The 16265-nt window shown below is 39.7% G+C and carries 20 protein-coding genes; all 20 read left to right on the forward strand.

All coding sequences use genetic code 11. From position 1 onward, the window contains the following. Nucleotides 1-130 precede the first annotated feature (130 nt). The 20 genes from AC27EF_RS00005 to recN all read left to right on the forward strand — a co-directional run bounded on the left by AC27EF_RS00005 (nt 131) and on the right by recN (nt 16201). A complete protein-coding gene (locus AC27EF_RS00005; protein ID WP_487108117.1) occupies nt 131-634 on the forward strand; it encodes a hypothetical protein in 504 nt (167 codons plus the stop codon). Nucleotides 635-645: 11 nt separating this feature from the next. After that, nucleotides 646-2280: an ankyrin repeat domain-containing protein gene (locus tag AC27EF_RS00010; RefSeq protein ID WP_487108118.1), complete on the forward strand. Its 1635-nt coding sequence runs from the start codon at nt 646-648 to the stop codon at nt 2278-2280. Between the two features lie 149 nt (nt 2281-2429). Next, entirely contained in the window at nt 2430-3362 is a 933-nt protein-coding gene (gene spoIIIAA, locus AC27EF_RS00015) for a stage III sporulation protein AA (RefSeq protein ID WP_487108119.1), read from the forward strand. After that, nucleotides 3355-3873: a stage III sporulation protein SpoIIIAB gene (spoIIIAB, locus tag AC27EF_RS00020; protein ID WP_487108120.1), complete on the forward strand. Its 519-nt coding sequence runs from the start codon at nt 3355-3357 to the stop codon at nt 3871-3873. The genes spoIIIAA and spoIIIAB overlap by 8 nt, the downstream gene beginning before the upstream one ends. A gap of 10 nt (nt 3874-3883) precedes the next feature. Next, a complete protein-coding gene (spoIIIAC, locus tag AC27EF_RS00025) occupies nt 3884-4081 on the forward strand; it encodes a stage III sporulation protein AC (protein ID WP_216436275.1) in 198 nt (65 codons plus the stop codon). Nucleotides 4082-4096: 15 nt separating this feature from the next. Continuing rightward, on the forward strand, nt 4097-4486 hold the full coding sequence (locus tag AC27EF_RS00030) for a SpoIIIAC/SpoIIIAD family protein (protein ID WP_487108121.1): 390 nt from the start codon (nt 4097-4099) through the stop codon (nt 4484-4486). Continuing rightward, nucleotides 4483-5610 (forward strand): stage III sporulation protein AE, encoded by a 1128-nt coding sequence (locus tag AC27EF_RS00035; RefSeq protein WP_487108122.1) that lies wholly within the window; start codon nt 4483-4485, stop codon nt 5608-5610. The genes AC27EF_RS00030 and AC27EF_RS00035 overlap by 4 nt, the downstream gene beginning before the upstream one ends. 6 nt (nt 5611-5616) lie before the next feature. Further along, nucleotides 5617-6063, forward strand: a complete 447-nt coding sequence (locus AC27EF_RS00040; RefSeq protein WP_487108123.1) for a stage III sporulation protein AF — start codon at nt 5617-5619, stop codon at nt 6061-6063. A gap of 7 nt (nt 6064-6070) precedes the next feature. Beyond that, nucleotides 6071-6610, forward strand: coding sequence for a SpoIIIAG-related protein (locus AC27EF_RS00045; protein WP_487108124.1), 540 nt, complete (start codon nt 6071-6073; stop codon nt 6608-6610). After that, entirely contained in the window at nt 6611-7177 is a 567-nt protein-coding gene (locus AC27EF_RS00050; protein ID WP_487108125.1) for a SpoIIIAH-like family protein, read from the forward strand. Nucleotides 7178-7296: 119 nt separating this feature from the next. Next, nucleotides 7297-7668 (forward strand): Asp23/Gls24 family envelope stress response protein, encoded by a 372-nt coding sequence (locus tag AC27EF_RS00055; RefSeq protein ID WP_487108126.1) that lies wholly within the window; start codon nt 7297-7299, stop codon nt 7666-7668. 90 nt (nt 7669-7758) lie between these two features. Further along, nucleotides 7759-8172, forward strand: coding sequence for a transcription antitermination factor NusB (gene nusB / locus AC27EF_RS00060; RefSeq protein WP_487108127.1), 414 nt, complete (start codon nt 7759-7761; stop codon nt 8170-8172). Further along, the gene (xseA, locus tag AC27EF_RS00065) at nt 8162-9376 is read left to right on the forward strand and encodes an exodeoxyribonuclease VII large subunit (RefSeq protein ID WP_487108128.1); all 1215 of its coding nucleotides are present in this window, start codon (nt 8162-8164) and stop codon (nt 9374-9376) included. The genes nusB and xseA overlap by 11 nt, the downstream gene beginning before the upstream one ends. After that, nucleotides 9373-9582 (forward strand): exodeoxyribonuclease VII small subunit, encoded by a 210-nt coding sequence (gene xseB / locus AC27EF_RS00070; protein WP_487108129.1) that lies wholly within the window; start codon nt 9373-9375, stop codon nt 9580-9582. Before xseA ends, xseB begins: the two co-directional genes overlap by 4 nt. Then, entirely contained in the window at nt 9572-10462 is an 891-nt protein-coding gene (locus AC27EF_RS00075) for a polyprenyl synthetase family protein (RefSeq protein ID WP_487108130.1), read from the forward strand. Before xseB ends, AC27EF_RS00075 begins: the two co-directional genes overlap by 11 nt. 36 nt (nt 10463-10498) lie before the next feature. Beyond that, on the forward strand, nt 10499-12370 hold the full coding sequence (gene dxs / locus AC27EF_RS00080) for a 1-deoxy-D-xylulose-5-phosphate synthase (RefSeq protein WP_487108131.1): 1872 nt from the start codon (nt 10499-10501) through the stop codon (nt 12368-12370). Between the two features lie 3 nt (nt 12371-12373). After that, on the forward strand, nt 12374-13195 hold the full coding sequence (locus tag AC27EF_RS00085; protein ID WP_487108132.1) for a TlyA family RNA methyltransferase: 822 nt from the start codon (nt 12374-12376) through the stop codon (nt 13193-13195). A 1-nt stretch (nt 13196) separates the two neighbouring features. After that, complete coding sequence (locus AC27EF_RS00090; protein ID WP_487108133.1) at nt 13197-14057, forward strand: NAD(+)/NADH kinase; 861 nt, start codon at nt 13197-13199, stop codon at nt 14055-14057. Further along, the gene (argR, locus tag AC27EF_RS00095; RefSeq protein ID WP_487108134.1) at nt 14044-14508 is read left to right on the forward strand and encodes an arginine repressor; all 465 of its coding nucleotides are present in this window, start codon (nt 14044-14046) and stop codon (nt 14506-14508) included. The genes AC27EF_RS00090 and argR overlap by 14 nt, the downstream gene beginning before the upstream one ends. Before the next feature lie 10 nt (nt 14509-14518). Further along, nucleotides 14519-16201, forward strand: coding sequence for a DNA repair protein RecN (gene recN / locus AC27EF_RS00100; protein WP_487108135.1), 1683 nt, complete (start codon nt 14519-14521; stop codon nt 16199-16201). Nucleotides 16202-16265 lie beyond the last annotated feature (64 nt).

A 16265-nucleotide genomic window follows, 5' to 3' on the forward strand; every position in this document is an offset into this window, starting at 1 on the left:
AAAAACGAGAAAAATCAAGAAAAACTAAGAACTGGATAGAATCCTTTCGTTTTGGGTGTCTATGCTAGCGGGGACGTTTCAGTTTGAATCTCAGTGTTCATAAAGGTCATACGTGGTTGAAATGAATTATATGGAGTTTGAAAATAAGTGCGATTTTGATATGGATAAACTATTGCTGACAAAAAAGAATGAGGTTTTTAAAATACTCCAAAATAAATGTGATAGATTTGTCCTAGTGATACCATTAGAAAAAGTAAAAAACGAACAGGAGAGACTCCGGGAAGAGGAGGAAATAAAAAACTGTCTGGTGTTTAAATACTTAAAAGAGTTTTTTTTAGAAAGTCGCTTATGCAGAAAACACGGAACACCACTTCCGAGAAAAAAAGGTAAAAAAGGCTATATATTAGTAGATAACTGGTATTTTTTCTCTTGCACAAGAGAAAGCTTAAAAGTTCTGAAGCGGTATCCGAATATCTATGAGATTGCAGATTGGATTGATATATATTTTATAAGAAATTCAGATATCGTTTTAAGAACAATCTCTCATGAGTATATGTGCAGCGGATCAAAGGAATTATTTTTTCAACTGTCAGATAGAAAAAATCAGCAAGATTTTGGTGAAATTTTTGAATAATAGGAGGGCGAATGAAATTATACCTTAAAAAAATATTAACGATTATTTGTACTTTAATACTTATTTCCTGTGTAGTTTTAGGCTGTAAAAGAAAAGAAGGAGTGGCACAAAGGCAATTAAAGGATTCTATTTTACAGCCGAATCTTCAAGGAGTGAAAGAAGCATTAAAAAAAAATAAATCTATAGTGAATAAGAGAATGGGGTTCATAGATCGGAGAACGCCTTTAGAACTTGCTGTTAGAGAAATTGAAAGCCAGAAAATTCAGTTAGAAATATGCAGGTTACTGATCAAAGAAGGCGCGATGGTAAATCAAAAAGGGGTTGATAAGAACACAAACTTATGCTGGGCATTGGTGAATAACAGATTTTCATTAGCGGAGTTAATGATAGAAGAAGGAGCTGACGTTAACTTAAAAGGCGACGAAGATACTTTCCCTTTACAATGTGCGGTAAATGATATTCGATTAAAAGATTTTGATCAAAAGCAAGCGATCATAAATAGATTGTTGTCATCGGGTGCAAAAACTAATCCAGATTTTTTTAACAATTTTCTGAAAACAGAAAATTGGGGAATGCAATATTATTTTGCTCCATATGTTGCAAAAATAGGATTAAGAAACGGAGATCATCAAAAAATATCTGCAGCAGTGAAAGCAGCTGTTTTGGGAAATAACGTACAGCTGCAGCGTCTGGTAAGAGAAAAAAAAGTAAAGAAAAATGAGAAGGAAATTGTTTTGGCTTTGGCTTGCGCTTACTGTAATGTTGATACTTTAAAAGTATTAAAACAGTATGAATACGATTTTTCTTGGAAAGATGGAGATAAAGTAGGACTGTTGCACATAGCGGCAATGTGTAATGACGTGGAAGTTGTTGAATATTTATTAAATATTGGGGTAAAAGGAAATCAGAAAGTAGATTATTATGAAGCGAATGCCGTTTCTTATGCGGTTCTTGGCGGGAAATTGGAGAATGCTCAAAACTTAGCAGCAAAAGGAGGCGTGGATTATAGAAAAATGAATGAATTCGGTCAAAACATAACATGGGAATTTATTTCAGCATTCGGTAATCGGAAATCATGTGAAACATTAAATCGTTTAGGATATCATCCAAGTGCAGCAGAAATATATTCTATGTTTGAGGCCTGTAGCGAAGATCAGTTCCAATATTTACAAACCATAGAACGTAATACGTACATAAAAAAATATGGAAATAAGATTCTTTCATGTTTATCTTTAAATAGTACAGAGGACTTTTATTTAAAGATGTATAAGAAAGGAGCTAGACCGGATGAAGATCAACTGGAGAATCTAATTTGGAATGGAAGAAGTGATATTGTAGTAAAGCTTATGGAAGATTCTAAACTAAAACAAAGTATAAAGAAAGAGGTATTGTTACAGTCAGCTGTGAACATTGGCGATTTTGCCATGGTGAAATATTTAGTAAAACAAGGTGCGGATATTAACAAATATGTAAAGGAGGAAGATGATAAATTTTCATGGACATCAATACAAATGGCTTACGCAAGACAAAGTAACGACATTGTGAAATATTTAAAACAGCAAGGTGGAGATGTAAAGAAGAAAGATACGATGGGAAGAAATTGTGAAAAGATTGCGGTAGATGCAGAAGCAATTTGGAATCAGTAGATATCATGACAGTAGAAGTGACAATTTTCCCTGTCGCATCTTACAAGTAAAAAGGCAGATTCTTATATCAAAAGAATCTGCTCTTTTTATGCATAATTTAAGGCTTTCCCCATATATTTGATTATACAGGTATTTGGAGGTGGATCGTTATGAAAGAAGGAGATGAGATTTTAAGGATTCTTCCTCTTAGAATCCGAAATCTGTTAAGTCATTTTGATATAGATTGGGACCAGCTTCAGGAGATTCGATTTAGAACGCAGCGTCCGGTGATCGTTACATATCAGCACAAAGAATATTTTTTATCGGACAGGAGAGGGTTGATATCTGAAAAAAATAATGCATACATCTTGTCCATGGAAGAACTAAGACAGGCTATGGAATATATCAGTAATTACTCATTGTATGCGTATGAGGAACAGATGAAGCAGGGATTTCTGACAATTCGCGGAGGTCATCGCGTGGGACTTGCCGGATCTGTAGCCTTAGAACATGGGAAAATTCAGAGGATGAAACATATTTCGTGTCTGAATCTTCGAGTGGCTCATCAGGTGAAAGGATGTGCAGAAAAACTTTATCATCACTGCACCAAAATGGGAAAGATACTTCCAACGCTGATTGTAGCTCCGCCGGGATGTGGGAAGACGACAATGCTTCGCGATTTGATTCGTTTGATCTCAAACTGTGGACAGACGGTTGGCGTTGCCGATGAAAGGAGCGAAATCGGGGCAGCGTGGCAGGGAATTCCTCAAAATGATTTGGGAATCCGGACGGATCTATTGGATGGGTGTCCAAAAGATGAGGGGATGAATATGTTAATCCGTTCGATGGCTCCACAAGTCATTGCGGTGGATGAGGTCGGAAGCCAAAGTGATATTGATGCCCTGTTTTTTTGTGCTTATCGAGGGTGTACGATGGTTGCCACAGCTCATGGAAAGAATATGGAATCTCTGACAAAGAATCCTTATCTCAATGAAGTATTACAAAAGAAGATGTTTCAGAGGTATGTTTTGTTAAGCACAGATGGCAAGCCGGGAACCATTGAGAAAATTTTAGATGAAAATGGAGCAGTATTATATGATTAAAATAATAGGAGTCTTGATTGTGATTTTTTCCGGGATTTGTTTTGGATTTCGGAAAGCAGAGAAAGAGCAGAAACGTCTGGAACAGGGGATCGCACTAAAGCGGATGCTGTATCTTCTACAGGGAGAAATACGGTATGGATTTACACCATTACCGGAAGCAATTTGCAGAATTGCACAAAAAGCTTCTGATGAGTTTATGCCGTTTTTACAAGAAACAGCAAGAAGACTTGGAACTTATGAAGAAGAATCTTTTTCCGTTGTGTGGCAGGAATCTTTAGAGAAATATCTGAATCCGGTAATTTTAGAAAACAAGTTTCTGGAACCGATTCAGACCATGGGGGAAACTATAGGATATTTAGATAAAGAAATGCAGGAAAAAACCATTGGCTTTGCGATTGAACAGCTGGAGGATGAAATTTTTCAGATGAAGGATCAGGTGATGAAAAACTGTAAAATGTACCGGTCATTGGGATTGTCATGCAGTCTTCTCATTGTAATTATCTTAATATAGGGGGGATGGAATGAGTGTAAATATTATTTTCAGAATCGCAGCTGTTGGAATTCTCGTGACAATTCTTGTACAGGTACTAAAACATTCCGGGAGAGACGAGCAGGCATTTTTACTGACGCTGGCGGGGTTGATTCTTGTTTTAACATGGGTAATTCCTTATATTTATGATTTGTTTGAAAGTGTGCAGACGCTTTTTACAATCTCTTGATGATGGGAGGATGATATGATACAAGCAGCCTTATTTGGAATTGTTGCAAGCTTGGCCGCCATGAAGCTGAAAGCCATTCGTCCGGAAATCGGAATGGTGATCGGAGTGTTTGCAAGTGTAATACTGGCGGTTTATGGGCTTCGGGAAATGAAGCAGATTCTTGACGTATTTGAAACGATCCGGGAGTATTCCGGAATTCCAAAGAGTTACTTTCAGATCTTGCTGAAGCTAATCGGGATCTCATTTTTATGTGAATTTACCTCAAATGTCTGTAAAGATGCAGGACAGGCTTCCATCGGGAAACAGATTGAATTTGTAGGAAAATTGGCGATTTTGTTGGTAAGTGTGCCGATTTTTAAGTCTCTGCTGCAAACAGTACAAAAACTTTTGGGAAATGGCTCATGAAAAAAATCAGTATTTGTATCTTGTTTCTATGGTTCCTTTTGGGCACGGTTTCTGTCTCTGCTGCCCAGACATCAAAAGAGGAGCTCAATGAAGATTCCCTCCGGGAGGTAGAACAAACGTTAAAAGAAGAAACGGATCTTTCTTATACAAAGCTAGTAAAAAAATTAATGACCGGAGATATAAAAGGAGTTGTGGAAGATTTAACGGATCATCTTCTGGGAGAGCTGAAAAACAACTTTTTCATTCAGAAAAATGTATTAAAACAAATCATAGCCGCAGCGCTGATTGCTGCAATTTTTAAAAATCTTTCAGATTCTTTTTTTCAAGGGAGTACTGGAGACACGGCATTTTATGTAACCTATATTATTCTCATCGGATTAATGACCAATTCCTTTTTTTATTTAAATACAACGATACAAAATCTTGTGGATCTTATGTTGGATTACATGAAAGGAATGATTTCCGCATATTCTATTGCGGTTGTCTCCACATCCGGTATCAGTACATCCACGGCGGTTTATGAATTTTATCTACTCTTAATTTATGCAATGTCTGCTGCGGCAAATATGATACTTCTGCCTATGATTAAAATTTTATTTGTTTTAAAAATCATCAATCATCTCTCGGAAGAAGAACATTTTTCAAGACTTTGCAAAACGCTGGAGTTTGCCGCAGAACTTTTTATGAAAGGATTTTTATCGGTGATCCTCGGAATTCAACTGATACAGTCGATGATTCTTCCGGCGGTGGATTCTCTGAAAAATACGGCACTTCAAAAAGGAATGTCGGCAATTCCGGGAATCGGCGGAGGACTGAATTCAGTGATGACAACAATTCTCGGATCTGCGGTTGTGATAAAAAACAGTATCGGAGCCGCAGGAATTTTGGTACTTCTTGTAGTTGTTGTGCCGCCGCTTTTAGAAATTTCCTGCGTTGTAATTTCTTATATGGGGGCAGGAATTTTGCTGCAGCCAGTATCGGACAAAAGAGTAACCGGCGCTATGGATGCTGTAATTCAAAGCGGAAAACTGATGCTTCGGATGATTCTGACAATGACGATGTTATTTATTTTATCCATCGCAATGATTGCTTTTTCAACTAATGTCAATTATTACACGGGGTAATAGAAGATGAAGTTTGTAAAATCTATGATCTTTTTTTTGATTCTATCAACGCTTGCGGAGCAGTTGATTGGGCAGTCCAAATATCGGCCTTATATACGGCTGATTACGGGATTTATGCTGATATCTCTTATGATTCGTCCGATTTTTGGATTATTTGGGAACGAAACAACAGTAGAAGACGTATTTTCTAATATGGCAGCCAGCGCAGAACGTCTTTCTTTTGAAAACGACGCAAAAGAAGCGAAGGAAGGACAGATTCGCCGGGAGCTTCAAACGATTTTAAAGAAGTATAAAATAGAGACTGATGAAATTCAGGTTTCTTTGGATGACAAAGGTGAAATTTCTTCGGTTTCAGTAAGGGCAGATCATATAAAATCAAAAGAAAAGGCATTAAAAAGCGTGATTTCCAACTTCTATAATGTGAAAAGCTCTAATATAAATATAAGTGAGTAGAGGAAATATGATGGATAAAAAGAAACTGCAAAATTTCATAGAAACCATAGGAATGAAGAAGCTTTTGTTACTGTTCGCACTTGGAATTGGACTGATCCTTTTAAGTATTCCTTCAGGAGAGAAAACAGAAACTTCCAAAACAGAAACTGCAACAGAATCTGAAGATTCCACCGATGCCTATGTAAAAAAGCAGGAAAAAAGACTTGTTAAGGCATTGCAGCATGTAGCCGGAGTGGGGGAAGTAAAAGTTATGATTACAGTAAAAGCTTCAAAAGAGTCTGTTGTGAATAAAGATAGTCCCTATGAAGAAAGCACCGGAGAGAAAGAAAAAACGGTAAAGGAGGGGGAAGAAACTGTTTTGGTGGAGGAAGATGGAGAAAAAGTTCCTTACGTGATCAAGGAAGTGGAGCCGGAAGTGGAAGGAGTGGTTGTGGTTGCGCAGGGAGGAGGAAATGATGTCGTCAACCAGAATATTGTGGAGGCAGTCTCTGTTCTTTTTCATATTTCATCTTATAAAGTAAAAGTCTTAAAAATGGAGGATTCATAAATGAAGAAGTTGTTTAAAAAGAATCAGATGATTATTACAACATTGGCGGTAATAATTGCCGCCGCCGGATATGTAAATTACAGCGGAAAATATGATTCAGCCACAAAAACGAAAACAAAGACAGTGTCGAATACAGCACAGGAAACTGCAGGAGAAGTAAAGGATGACATTACAGACGTAGGAGAAGCAGTCTTGACCAATGCCCAAGTCAGCAACTATGTTGCCAAGGCAAAATTAGAACGGGAACAGACGCACAGCAAGGCAAAAGATACTTTGCAGGAAATTATTAAGGATAAAACAGTGAAGGACAGCGTGAAACAGGATGCCGTAGATAAATTATCAACGCTTTCAGAACAAATGGAAATGGAAACGGCATCAGAAAACTTGTTAGGAGCAAAAGGATTTTTAAATTCTATTGTAACCATCAGCAATGGAAAAGTAGACGTTTTGGTAAATAAAAAAGATTTGTCCAAAGTTGAGCGGAGCCAGATTGAAGACATTGTTGTTAGAAAAACAGGATGTCAGCTGGAAGATGTTGTGATTACTTCGATGAAAACAGATGATTAGAACAAAATCTGTAAAAAATGTTTGAGGCGGGAGAACATTACATAAAATAAGTTTGAATAAGAAACGCATTTTTGATATAATCAGTTATATCAGTATGCAAAAAGTACAGGAGGCTTTTTATGGAAAATAAAAGTAGTTATCAGATAAAAGAGCAGGGTGTGCTCGGTGAAGTGAAGATTGCGGATGATGTTATTGCAGTCATTGCGGGAATTGCAGCAACAGAAGTGACGGGTGTTGCAAGAATGTGCGGAAACATTACCAACGAATTAGTCAGCAAGCTTGGAGTCAATAATCTTTCAAAAGGAGTCAAGGTGTTCGTGGAAAATCACCATGTAAGAGTCAATCTTGCTCTGGAACTGGATTACGGTGTCAGCATTCCAGCGGTATCTGAAAAAGTACAAAACCGTGTAAAGTCTGCAATTGAGAATATGACAGGATTAAAAGTCAGTGAGGTCAATGTCCGGGTAGCAGGAGTTGCAGCAGAGGAATAGGTGATTTTTAGAAAAACAATCGGAATCAAACAGTGAAAGCCAGACGGAACTGTCAGCAGTTCCGTCTTTGTAGCGCAGAAAGGAAATCAAATGACAAGAAGTGAAATGAGAGAGCACATTTTCAGAATTCTGTTTGCGGCAGAATTCTGTAACAAAGAGGAATTTGAAGAGCAAATTCGACTCTATTTTCAGGGGCACGAGCAGATCTGTGAAAAGCATCAGAAAGAAATCAGAGAAAAAGTAATGGATCTGATGATACATTTAGATGATTTGGATCACGAGATTTCAGCACATGCCAGAGCATGGAATTTGATGAGACTGGGAAAGGCGGAATTATCAATTTTGAGGCTGGCAATCTATGAAATTCTCATGGATGCGCAGGTGCCCAAAAAAGTTGCAATTAACGAGGCTGTAGAACTGGCAAAAAAATATTGCAATGAAAAGGCGGCTCCTTTTATTAATGGAATTTTAGGACAGATAGGAACAGATCTGGATGAAAAGTAAAGTTTTTTCCGTAACACAGATCAATTCTTATATTAAGCGAATGTTTCAGAGCGATTATGCACTGCGCAGGATTTCCATTAAAGGGCAGGTATCCAACTGTAAATACCATCCCTCCGGACATATTTATTTTTCTCTGAAGGATGAGGGCGGACAAATTTCCTGCGTAATGTTTGCAAATTCCAGATATCAGGGATTAAAATTTGACATGGAAGACGGTCAGGAAGTTATCGTCAGTGGAAATGTCAGTGTTTTTGAAAGAAACGGAAGTTACCAGCTATATGCAGACGAAATACGTCTGGATGGGATGGGGGATCTTTATATTGCCTATGAACAGTTAAAACAAAAGCTTTACGAGGAAGGATTGTTCGATCATGAGCATAAGAAGCCGATTCCTAAGAATCCTCAAAAGATCGGAATTGTTACAGCCAAAACCGGCGCTGCCATCCATGATATTATAAGTACGGCAAAAAGAAGAAATCCTTATGTGCAGTTAATTCTATACCCGGCACAGGTTCAGGGGGAGAAGGCCTCAGAAACCATCGTAAGAGGGATTAAAGCTTTGGACGCTTATGGTGTTGACACGATCATTGTCGGACGGGGAGGAGGGTCCATGGAAGATTTATGGGCTTTTAATGAAGAAAATGTTGCAAGAGCTATCTATGAAGCAAAAACGCCGATTATTTCCGGAACAGGACATGAGGTAGATACAACGATTGCAGATTATGCGGCGGATCTTCGTGCGGCAACTCCCACGGCAGCATGTGAAATTGCAGTTCCGGATATAAGAGAAATCATAGAAGGACTGGAGCGTCGCGTCTATACTTTACAAACCTTGCGGAATCAAATTCTTCAGAGGTATCAAATGCGCTTGAAGGAATATCAGTGGAGCTTTGCAGATTATGATCCCCAATATCGGCTGCAGGAGCAGAGGATGCGATTCAATGAACTGGAAGAGAGACTGTCGTCCTGCATAAAAGAGAAAATCACAGCCTACCGGCACCGCCTGGAAGTGCTGACAGGAAAGCTTCACGGATTATCACCAACAGCAAAATTAATGAACGGATTTGGGTATCTGGAAGATTCCGATCAAAATCCGGTGTCTTCGGCAGGGCATGTGAAAAAAGGAGATTCTATTTTCGTGACGGTATCAGATGGGAAAATTCATGCCAGAGTAGAAGAAACAGAACGAAGGAGTAGCTTATGAGTGAGAAACAATTTAGCATAGACCAGGGGTTTGATCAGCTGGATCAAATTCTTTTACAGCTTAGCAATGAGAATATAAAACTTTCGGAGGCCGTAAAATTATATACCGAAGGTGTAAACCTTATGAAACAATGTAAAAATTCCTTAGATAAAGTGGAAAAAGAGTTGATTCTATTAGACAAGGATGGAAAAGAAGATGAACTTTAAAGAGGAAATGAAAGCAAGGACGACGCACATTGAGACAATCTTAGATCAGTATCTTCCAAAACCTGAAGGGTTATCAAAAACAGTGCTCACCGCCATGAATACAACGGTTCGTGCAGGAGGAAAACGTTTGCGTCCGATGTTAATGGAAGAAACCTTCCGCATGTTCCATGGGGAAGGAAAGATCATTGAACCATTTATGGCAGCAATTGAAATGATACACACCTACTCTCTGATTCATGACGATCTGCCGGCTTTGGATAACGATGATTATCGCAGAGGACAGAAAACCTGCCATATTGTTTACGGGGAAGATATGGCAATTTTAGCCGGAGATGCATTGCTAAATTATGCTTATGAGACTGCGGCGAAGTCTTTTGACCTTGCAGACGAAACACAGATTTTTTCCGTGGTTCGGGCAATTCAGGTGCTGGCTTCAAAACCGGGAATTTACGGAATGATCGGCGGTCAGGTGGCTGATGTAGAACTGGAGGGAAGGGAACTTTCCATGGAACAGATTTTGTTTATTCATAAGAATAAGACCTCTGCCTTGATTGAGGCATGTATGATGATCGGTGCAATTCTTGCAAATGCTTCAGAAGATGAAGTGGCTCAAATGGAACAGTGCGGAGAATTTCTTGGATTGGCATTTCAAATTCAGGATGATATTTTAGATTTAATTGGGGATGAACAAAAAATCGGCAAGCCGGTTGGAAGTGATGAGAAAAATCATAAGACAACCTATGTTACATTAAAGGGTCTGGAGCAATCGAAAAAAGATGTGAAGGATCTTTCGGCACAAGCCATTGAAATTTTGAAGAGATATCAGAAGGATGGTTATCTTATCAGTCTCGCAGCATTTTTGATAGACCGGACGTATTAATCAGGATAGAATCAGAAACCGGAAGAAAGGAGAAATATGCTGGAATATATTAATAAACCCAATGATATTAAGCAAATTCAACCGGAAGACTACCGTATACTTGCCAAGGAAATCCGTCGATTTCTGTTAAAAAATGTCAGTCGTACCGGAGGACATCTTGCCTCCAATCTTGGAATTGTGGAACTTACCATGGCGCTGCACCTTGTTTTAGATTTTCCGAAGGATCAGTTGATCTTTGATGTCGGACATCAATCCTATGTTCATAAAATTTTAACGGGGCGAAAAGAAGGATTTGGAGCTCTGCGTCAATTTGGAGGGATGAGTGGGTTTCCGAAGAGAAAAGAAAGTGACTGTGATGCTTTTCACAGCGGTCACAGTTCCATGTCCTTATCCGCTGCGCTGGGACTTACAACAGCCAGAGATCTTCATCAGACGGATGAGACAATTGTTGCTGTGATCGGAGACGGCGCATTATCCGGCGGCATGGCATATGAAGCATTAAATAATATGGCAAGGCTGCGGAAAGAAAAGAAAAATCTGATTGTAATTTTAAATGATAACAAGATGTCCATTGCAGAAAACGTAGGAGGAATGTCTGCGTATCTTAATAAAGTGCGAACGCAGAAGGGCTATGTGGAATTCAAAGGGAATGTGGAGCAGTCTTTGCTGAAAATTCCCAGAATCGGAAAAGGAGTTGCTTCCTTTTTAAAAAAATCCAAAGATTCAATCAAGCAGTTGTTTGTGCCGGGGATGTATTTTGAAGATATGGGAATCACTTATGTCGGTCCCTTAGACGGACATAATATTCCGCTGATGGTTGAAACACTGAATCGAGCCAAACAGCTAAAAGAGCCAATCATTCTTCATGTTGTGACAAAAAAGGGAAAGGGTTATCGGCCCGCAGAGCAAAATCCTGCGAAATTTCATGGAGTCAATCCATTTTCCTTAAAAACAGGAGAAGTTCTTTCTAAGTCCTCTGGTGCTTCCAATACTGCGATTTTTTCTGAGACATTGCTGGAGATGGCAAAAAAAGATCCAGAAATAGTGGCAGTTACAGCGGCAATGCCCGATGGAACCGGGCTTTTGAAATTTCAGGAACAGTTTCCGGATCGTTTTTACGATGTGGGAATTGCAGAAGAACATGCAGTGACCTTTTGTTCGGGAATGGCAGCCAGAGGGCTGAAACCTGTGTTTGCGGTTTATTCGACTTTTTTGCAAAGAGGATTTGATCAGATTCTTCATGATGCGGCGATTGGAAATTATCCGGTGATTTTTGGTCTGGATCGTTCCGGACTGGTAGGAGCGGATGGAGAGACACATCAGGGAATTTTCGATATTCCGTACCTTTCAATGATTCCAAATATGACTGTGATGTCTCCTATCAACGCAAGAGAACTGAGGGCAATGTTACAAACGGCACTTTCGAACCCTCAGGGACCGACAGCAATCCGATATTCCAGGGGAGAAGCGGGGCATCTCTATGAAGATCGCATGGAAGATTTAGAGTATGGCAAAGGTCAGATTTTAGAAGAAGGAAAAGACGCTGTGATTTTGGCGGTTGGAAACATGATTTCCGAGGCACAGAAGGCGATAGAGATTCTCAAAGGAGATGGTTATCAAATTGGATTGGTCAATCCAAGATATATAAAACCGATGGATGAAGAACTGTTATATGATTTGTCAAAACAGTATTCTTTGATTGTGACCTTGGAAGAAGGAATTTTACATGGCGGTTTTGGCTCCATGGTATCACAGCTTCTTTTGGAAAATAATTATAAGGGAAACGTGAGAACCATTGGAATTAAGGATCAGTTTGTGGAACATGGGTCCGTCGCAGAGCTGCGAAAAATGCTTCAGATTGACGGAGAACATGTTGCGGCATGCATACGCCAGTGGATTGAGGGATAATACATGAAAAAAGAACGTTTAGATGTACTATTGGTAAAAAAAGGACTTGCTGCTTCCAGAGAAAAAGCAAAAGCAATCATTATGTCTGGAATTGTCTTTGTGGACGGGCAGCGAGAAGATAAAGCAGGATCGTCCTTTGATGAAAAGCAGGAGATTGTCATCAAGGGAAAAACTTTAAAATATGTCAGCCGGGGAGGCTTGAAGCTGGAAAAAGCAATGCAGCGCTTTGGCATTTCTTTGGAAGGAAAGGTTTGCATGGATGTTGGGGCGTCCACCGGAGGATTTACAGACTGTATGCTTCAAAACGGTGCAGTGAAGGTCTATTCTGTCGATGTGGGACATGGTCAGCTGGACTGGAAGCTTCGCAATGATGATCGGGTAGTCTGTATGGAAAGAACGAATATGCGCTATCTAACGGAGGATGACATCGAGGAGAAGGCAGCTTTTGTTTCGATTGATGTTTCGTTTATTTCATTGACGAAGATTTTACCGGCAGTGGACCGGATTCTTACATCTGACGGTCAGGTTGTAGCCCTGATTAAGCCCCAATTTGAAGCCGGAAGAGAAAAAGTCGGGAAAAAGGGAGTGGTCAGAGATCCCAAGGTGCACGAGGAAGTGATTGAGAAAATCTGTGATTTTGCATACGCCAGTGGATTTTCGCTTCTGCACTTGGATTATTCTCCGATTAAAGGACCAGAGGGAAATATCGAATATCTGCTTCATATGCAGAAAACAGCAACAGAAGAACAAAAACAGATAGGGAGAACGGACATGGAAGCCATTGTCTTAACATCTCATCAGGATCTGGCAAAGAATAAGGAATGACATGAAAAATTTTTTAATTTTGACAAATGAGGAAAAAGATCCGGGACTGGAGATTTCAAAACAGATTCAGGATTATATTGAACAGTCCGGCGGCGTCAGCCATCGAATGTGCGAGTTTACAAGACACATTCAGGAAGATATGACTTGCATTACAAAAGACACAGAATGTGTGATTGTATTAGGCGGAGACGGAACCATGCTGCACGCAGCCAGACTCTTAGCCGGAAAGGATCTGCCGATGGTAGGCGTAAATCTCGGAACTCTGGGATTTCTTACGGAAATTGAGCTGAAACAGCTTTATGAAGGTCTGGACGGACTGTTAAACGATACATTTCAGATCGAAGAGCGGATGATGTTGGATGGAAGAGTCATTCACGCAAATCAGGAAACCGATCACTTGCCGGCTTTAAATGATGTTGTGATTGCAAGGAGTGGATTTTCGAGAATTATTTCTTTTCGGATTATGGTAAATGATGAGCTTTTGGATATTTATGAGGCAGACGGAGTGATTATTTCCACGCCCACAGGTTCTACAGGATATAATCTTTCCGCAGGAGGTCCGGTAGTCAATCCAAAAGCCAATGTGATTGTGATTACTCCGATCTGTCCTCATTCTTTGCAGGCGAAGAGTATGGTGCTTTCTCCGGAAGACAACATAGAAATTTATATAGAAAATGTCCGGCAGACACAGCTTGAGGAGGCCTATGTTACATTTGACGGACAAGTTGCACGAAAGCTGCAGCCGGGGGATGTCCTTCAAGTAAAAAATTCAAAAAAGAGAGCCAAAGTAATCAAAGTAAAAGGTGATAGTTTTTATCAAATTTTAAGAATTAAGGTTGGTGGGAGCAATGAAAAAGAATAGACAGCAGGCAATTATCGACTTAATCCAAAAATATTCCATCGAAACTCAGGAAGAGCTGCTGTCAAGACTTCACAACATCGGGTTTCAGACGACACAGGCTACGATTTCCCGTGATATCAGAGATCTGGCTCTGATTAAGAAGCCGGATGCAAAAGGACGTCAAATTTACAGCTTGATGGATCCGGAAGATGAAACATTGAAAAAATATCAAAGGATTCTGGCAGAGGCAATTCTTTCTATGGAACTGGCAGAAAATATGCTTGTGGTGAAAACCGTTTCCGGAATGGCGATGGCTTCAGCCGCAGCGCTGGATTCGTTAGAGATTTCAGGGGTAGTTGGAACGATTGCAGGAGATGACACGATTATGTGTGTGATGAAAGATAAAACTATTGGGCGGACAGTCATTGCGGAGATTAAGCAGATGATCCGGGCAATGGAAGAAAAAGACTGAGAGGGGTTCTATGCTTCAAAATTTACATGTAAAAAATCTGGCTCTGATTGACGAGATTGAAATTACATTTCATGAACATTTAAATATTCTGACAGGAGAGACCGGGGCCGGAAAATCAATTTTGATCGGATCAATTGAAAGCGCGTTGGGGAAGAAAATTCCAAAAGATATGATTCGTCCCGGAGCGAAGGAGGCGGTCATTGAATTGTTGTTTTGGATTGATGATCCGCAGACAATTCAGGAGATTGAAGCGTTTGATTTGGAAATTGAAGATGGACAGGTGTTTATCAAACGTGTGATTCAGGAACGCCGAAGCATAAATAAAATCAACGACAGCACTGTCACTTTAAAAACTTTAAGAGAAGTTTCCAGACGGCTGTTTCATCTTCATGGTCAGCAGGAGCATCAGGTATTGCTGAAAGAAAAAAATCATTTGTCCATGATGGATTATTTTCTTACGAAAGAATCAAAAACGGCATTAAATACGTGCCGCAGTCTTGCCAGTCAATATTCGGAACTTTCTGGACAAATAAAGGCGCTTTCGATGGATGATCATCAAAGACTTCGGGAAATTGATTTTTTAGAACATGAGATCCAGGAAATTGAAGCTGCAAATCTCAACTGCGGAGAAGATGAGATGTTAGAGCTGCTTTACAAAAAAATGCTGTATCGGAAGGAAATTGCAGCATCCTGTTATGCTGTCAGTCGCCTGACGGGATATGAGGAGGATCAGGCAATCGGGAATCAATTAACGGAAAGTATCCGAAAGATGCAGGAAGTCAGTCATCTGGATCCCACAATTCATGGATTTTATGAACAGCTGCTTCAGGTAGAGGATCTGCTCGGGAGTCTTCACCAGGAATTAACCGATTATGTACAAGAGACGGAGTTTGATGAGCAGACATTTGCAGAAACTGAACAGCGGCTGAATTTAATCAATGGATTAAAGGAAAAATATGGAACTTCCATCGAAGCGATATTGGAGTATGTCAACACAGCTTCCAAACGTCTTGAGGTTCTTGAGAATGCGTCTGTACAAATAGAATCTCTGAAAGCGCAGCAAAAGCAGCTGGAGGATTCTTATTATCTTGCAGCGGAAACACTTTCGGCAGGAAGAAAAACCATTGGGAAAAACTTACAAAAAGAAATTACAAAGGCGCTGAAGGATTTAAATTTTCTTTCTGTAAGTTTTGAAATTGAGATTACAAAAGAAAAGCGGATTTCGCCGGACGGAACGGATCATGTGCGTTTTCTGATTTCTACCAATCCCGGGCTTCCTCCGCGTCCGGTGCAGGAAGTGGCTTCTGGAGGAGAATTGTCAAGAATTATGTTAGCGATGAAATCTGTGGCGGCAGAAGCAGATCGGGTCAATGCCTTGATTTTTGATGAAATTGATACGGGAATCAGCGGAGAGACTGCCAATCGTGTCGCAAAAAAAATGGCTTTCATTTCAAAAGATCATCAAGTGATTGCCATTACACATCTTCCTCAGATTGCAGCAATGGCAGACAGCCATTATTTTATTGAAAAACAAACAGACCAGAAGAAAACCTCCACAACCATTCGGCAATTAAATGCAAAGGAATCACTGGAAGAAATTTCCAGAATGATCAGCGGGGATCAAAGAACCGAAACTTCTATGAAAAATGCAAAAGAAATGAAATCTTTAGCAAATGACGTAAAATTATACTGATTCGATTGACGATAATAGCACATAATAAAAAGGATGTATCACAAAAAAAGGTACGTCCTTTTTT

This window comes from Anaerostipes stercorihominis, assembly GCF_057535655.1.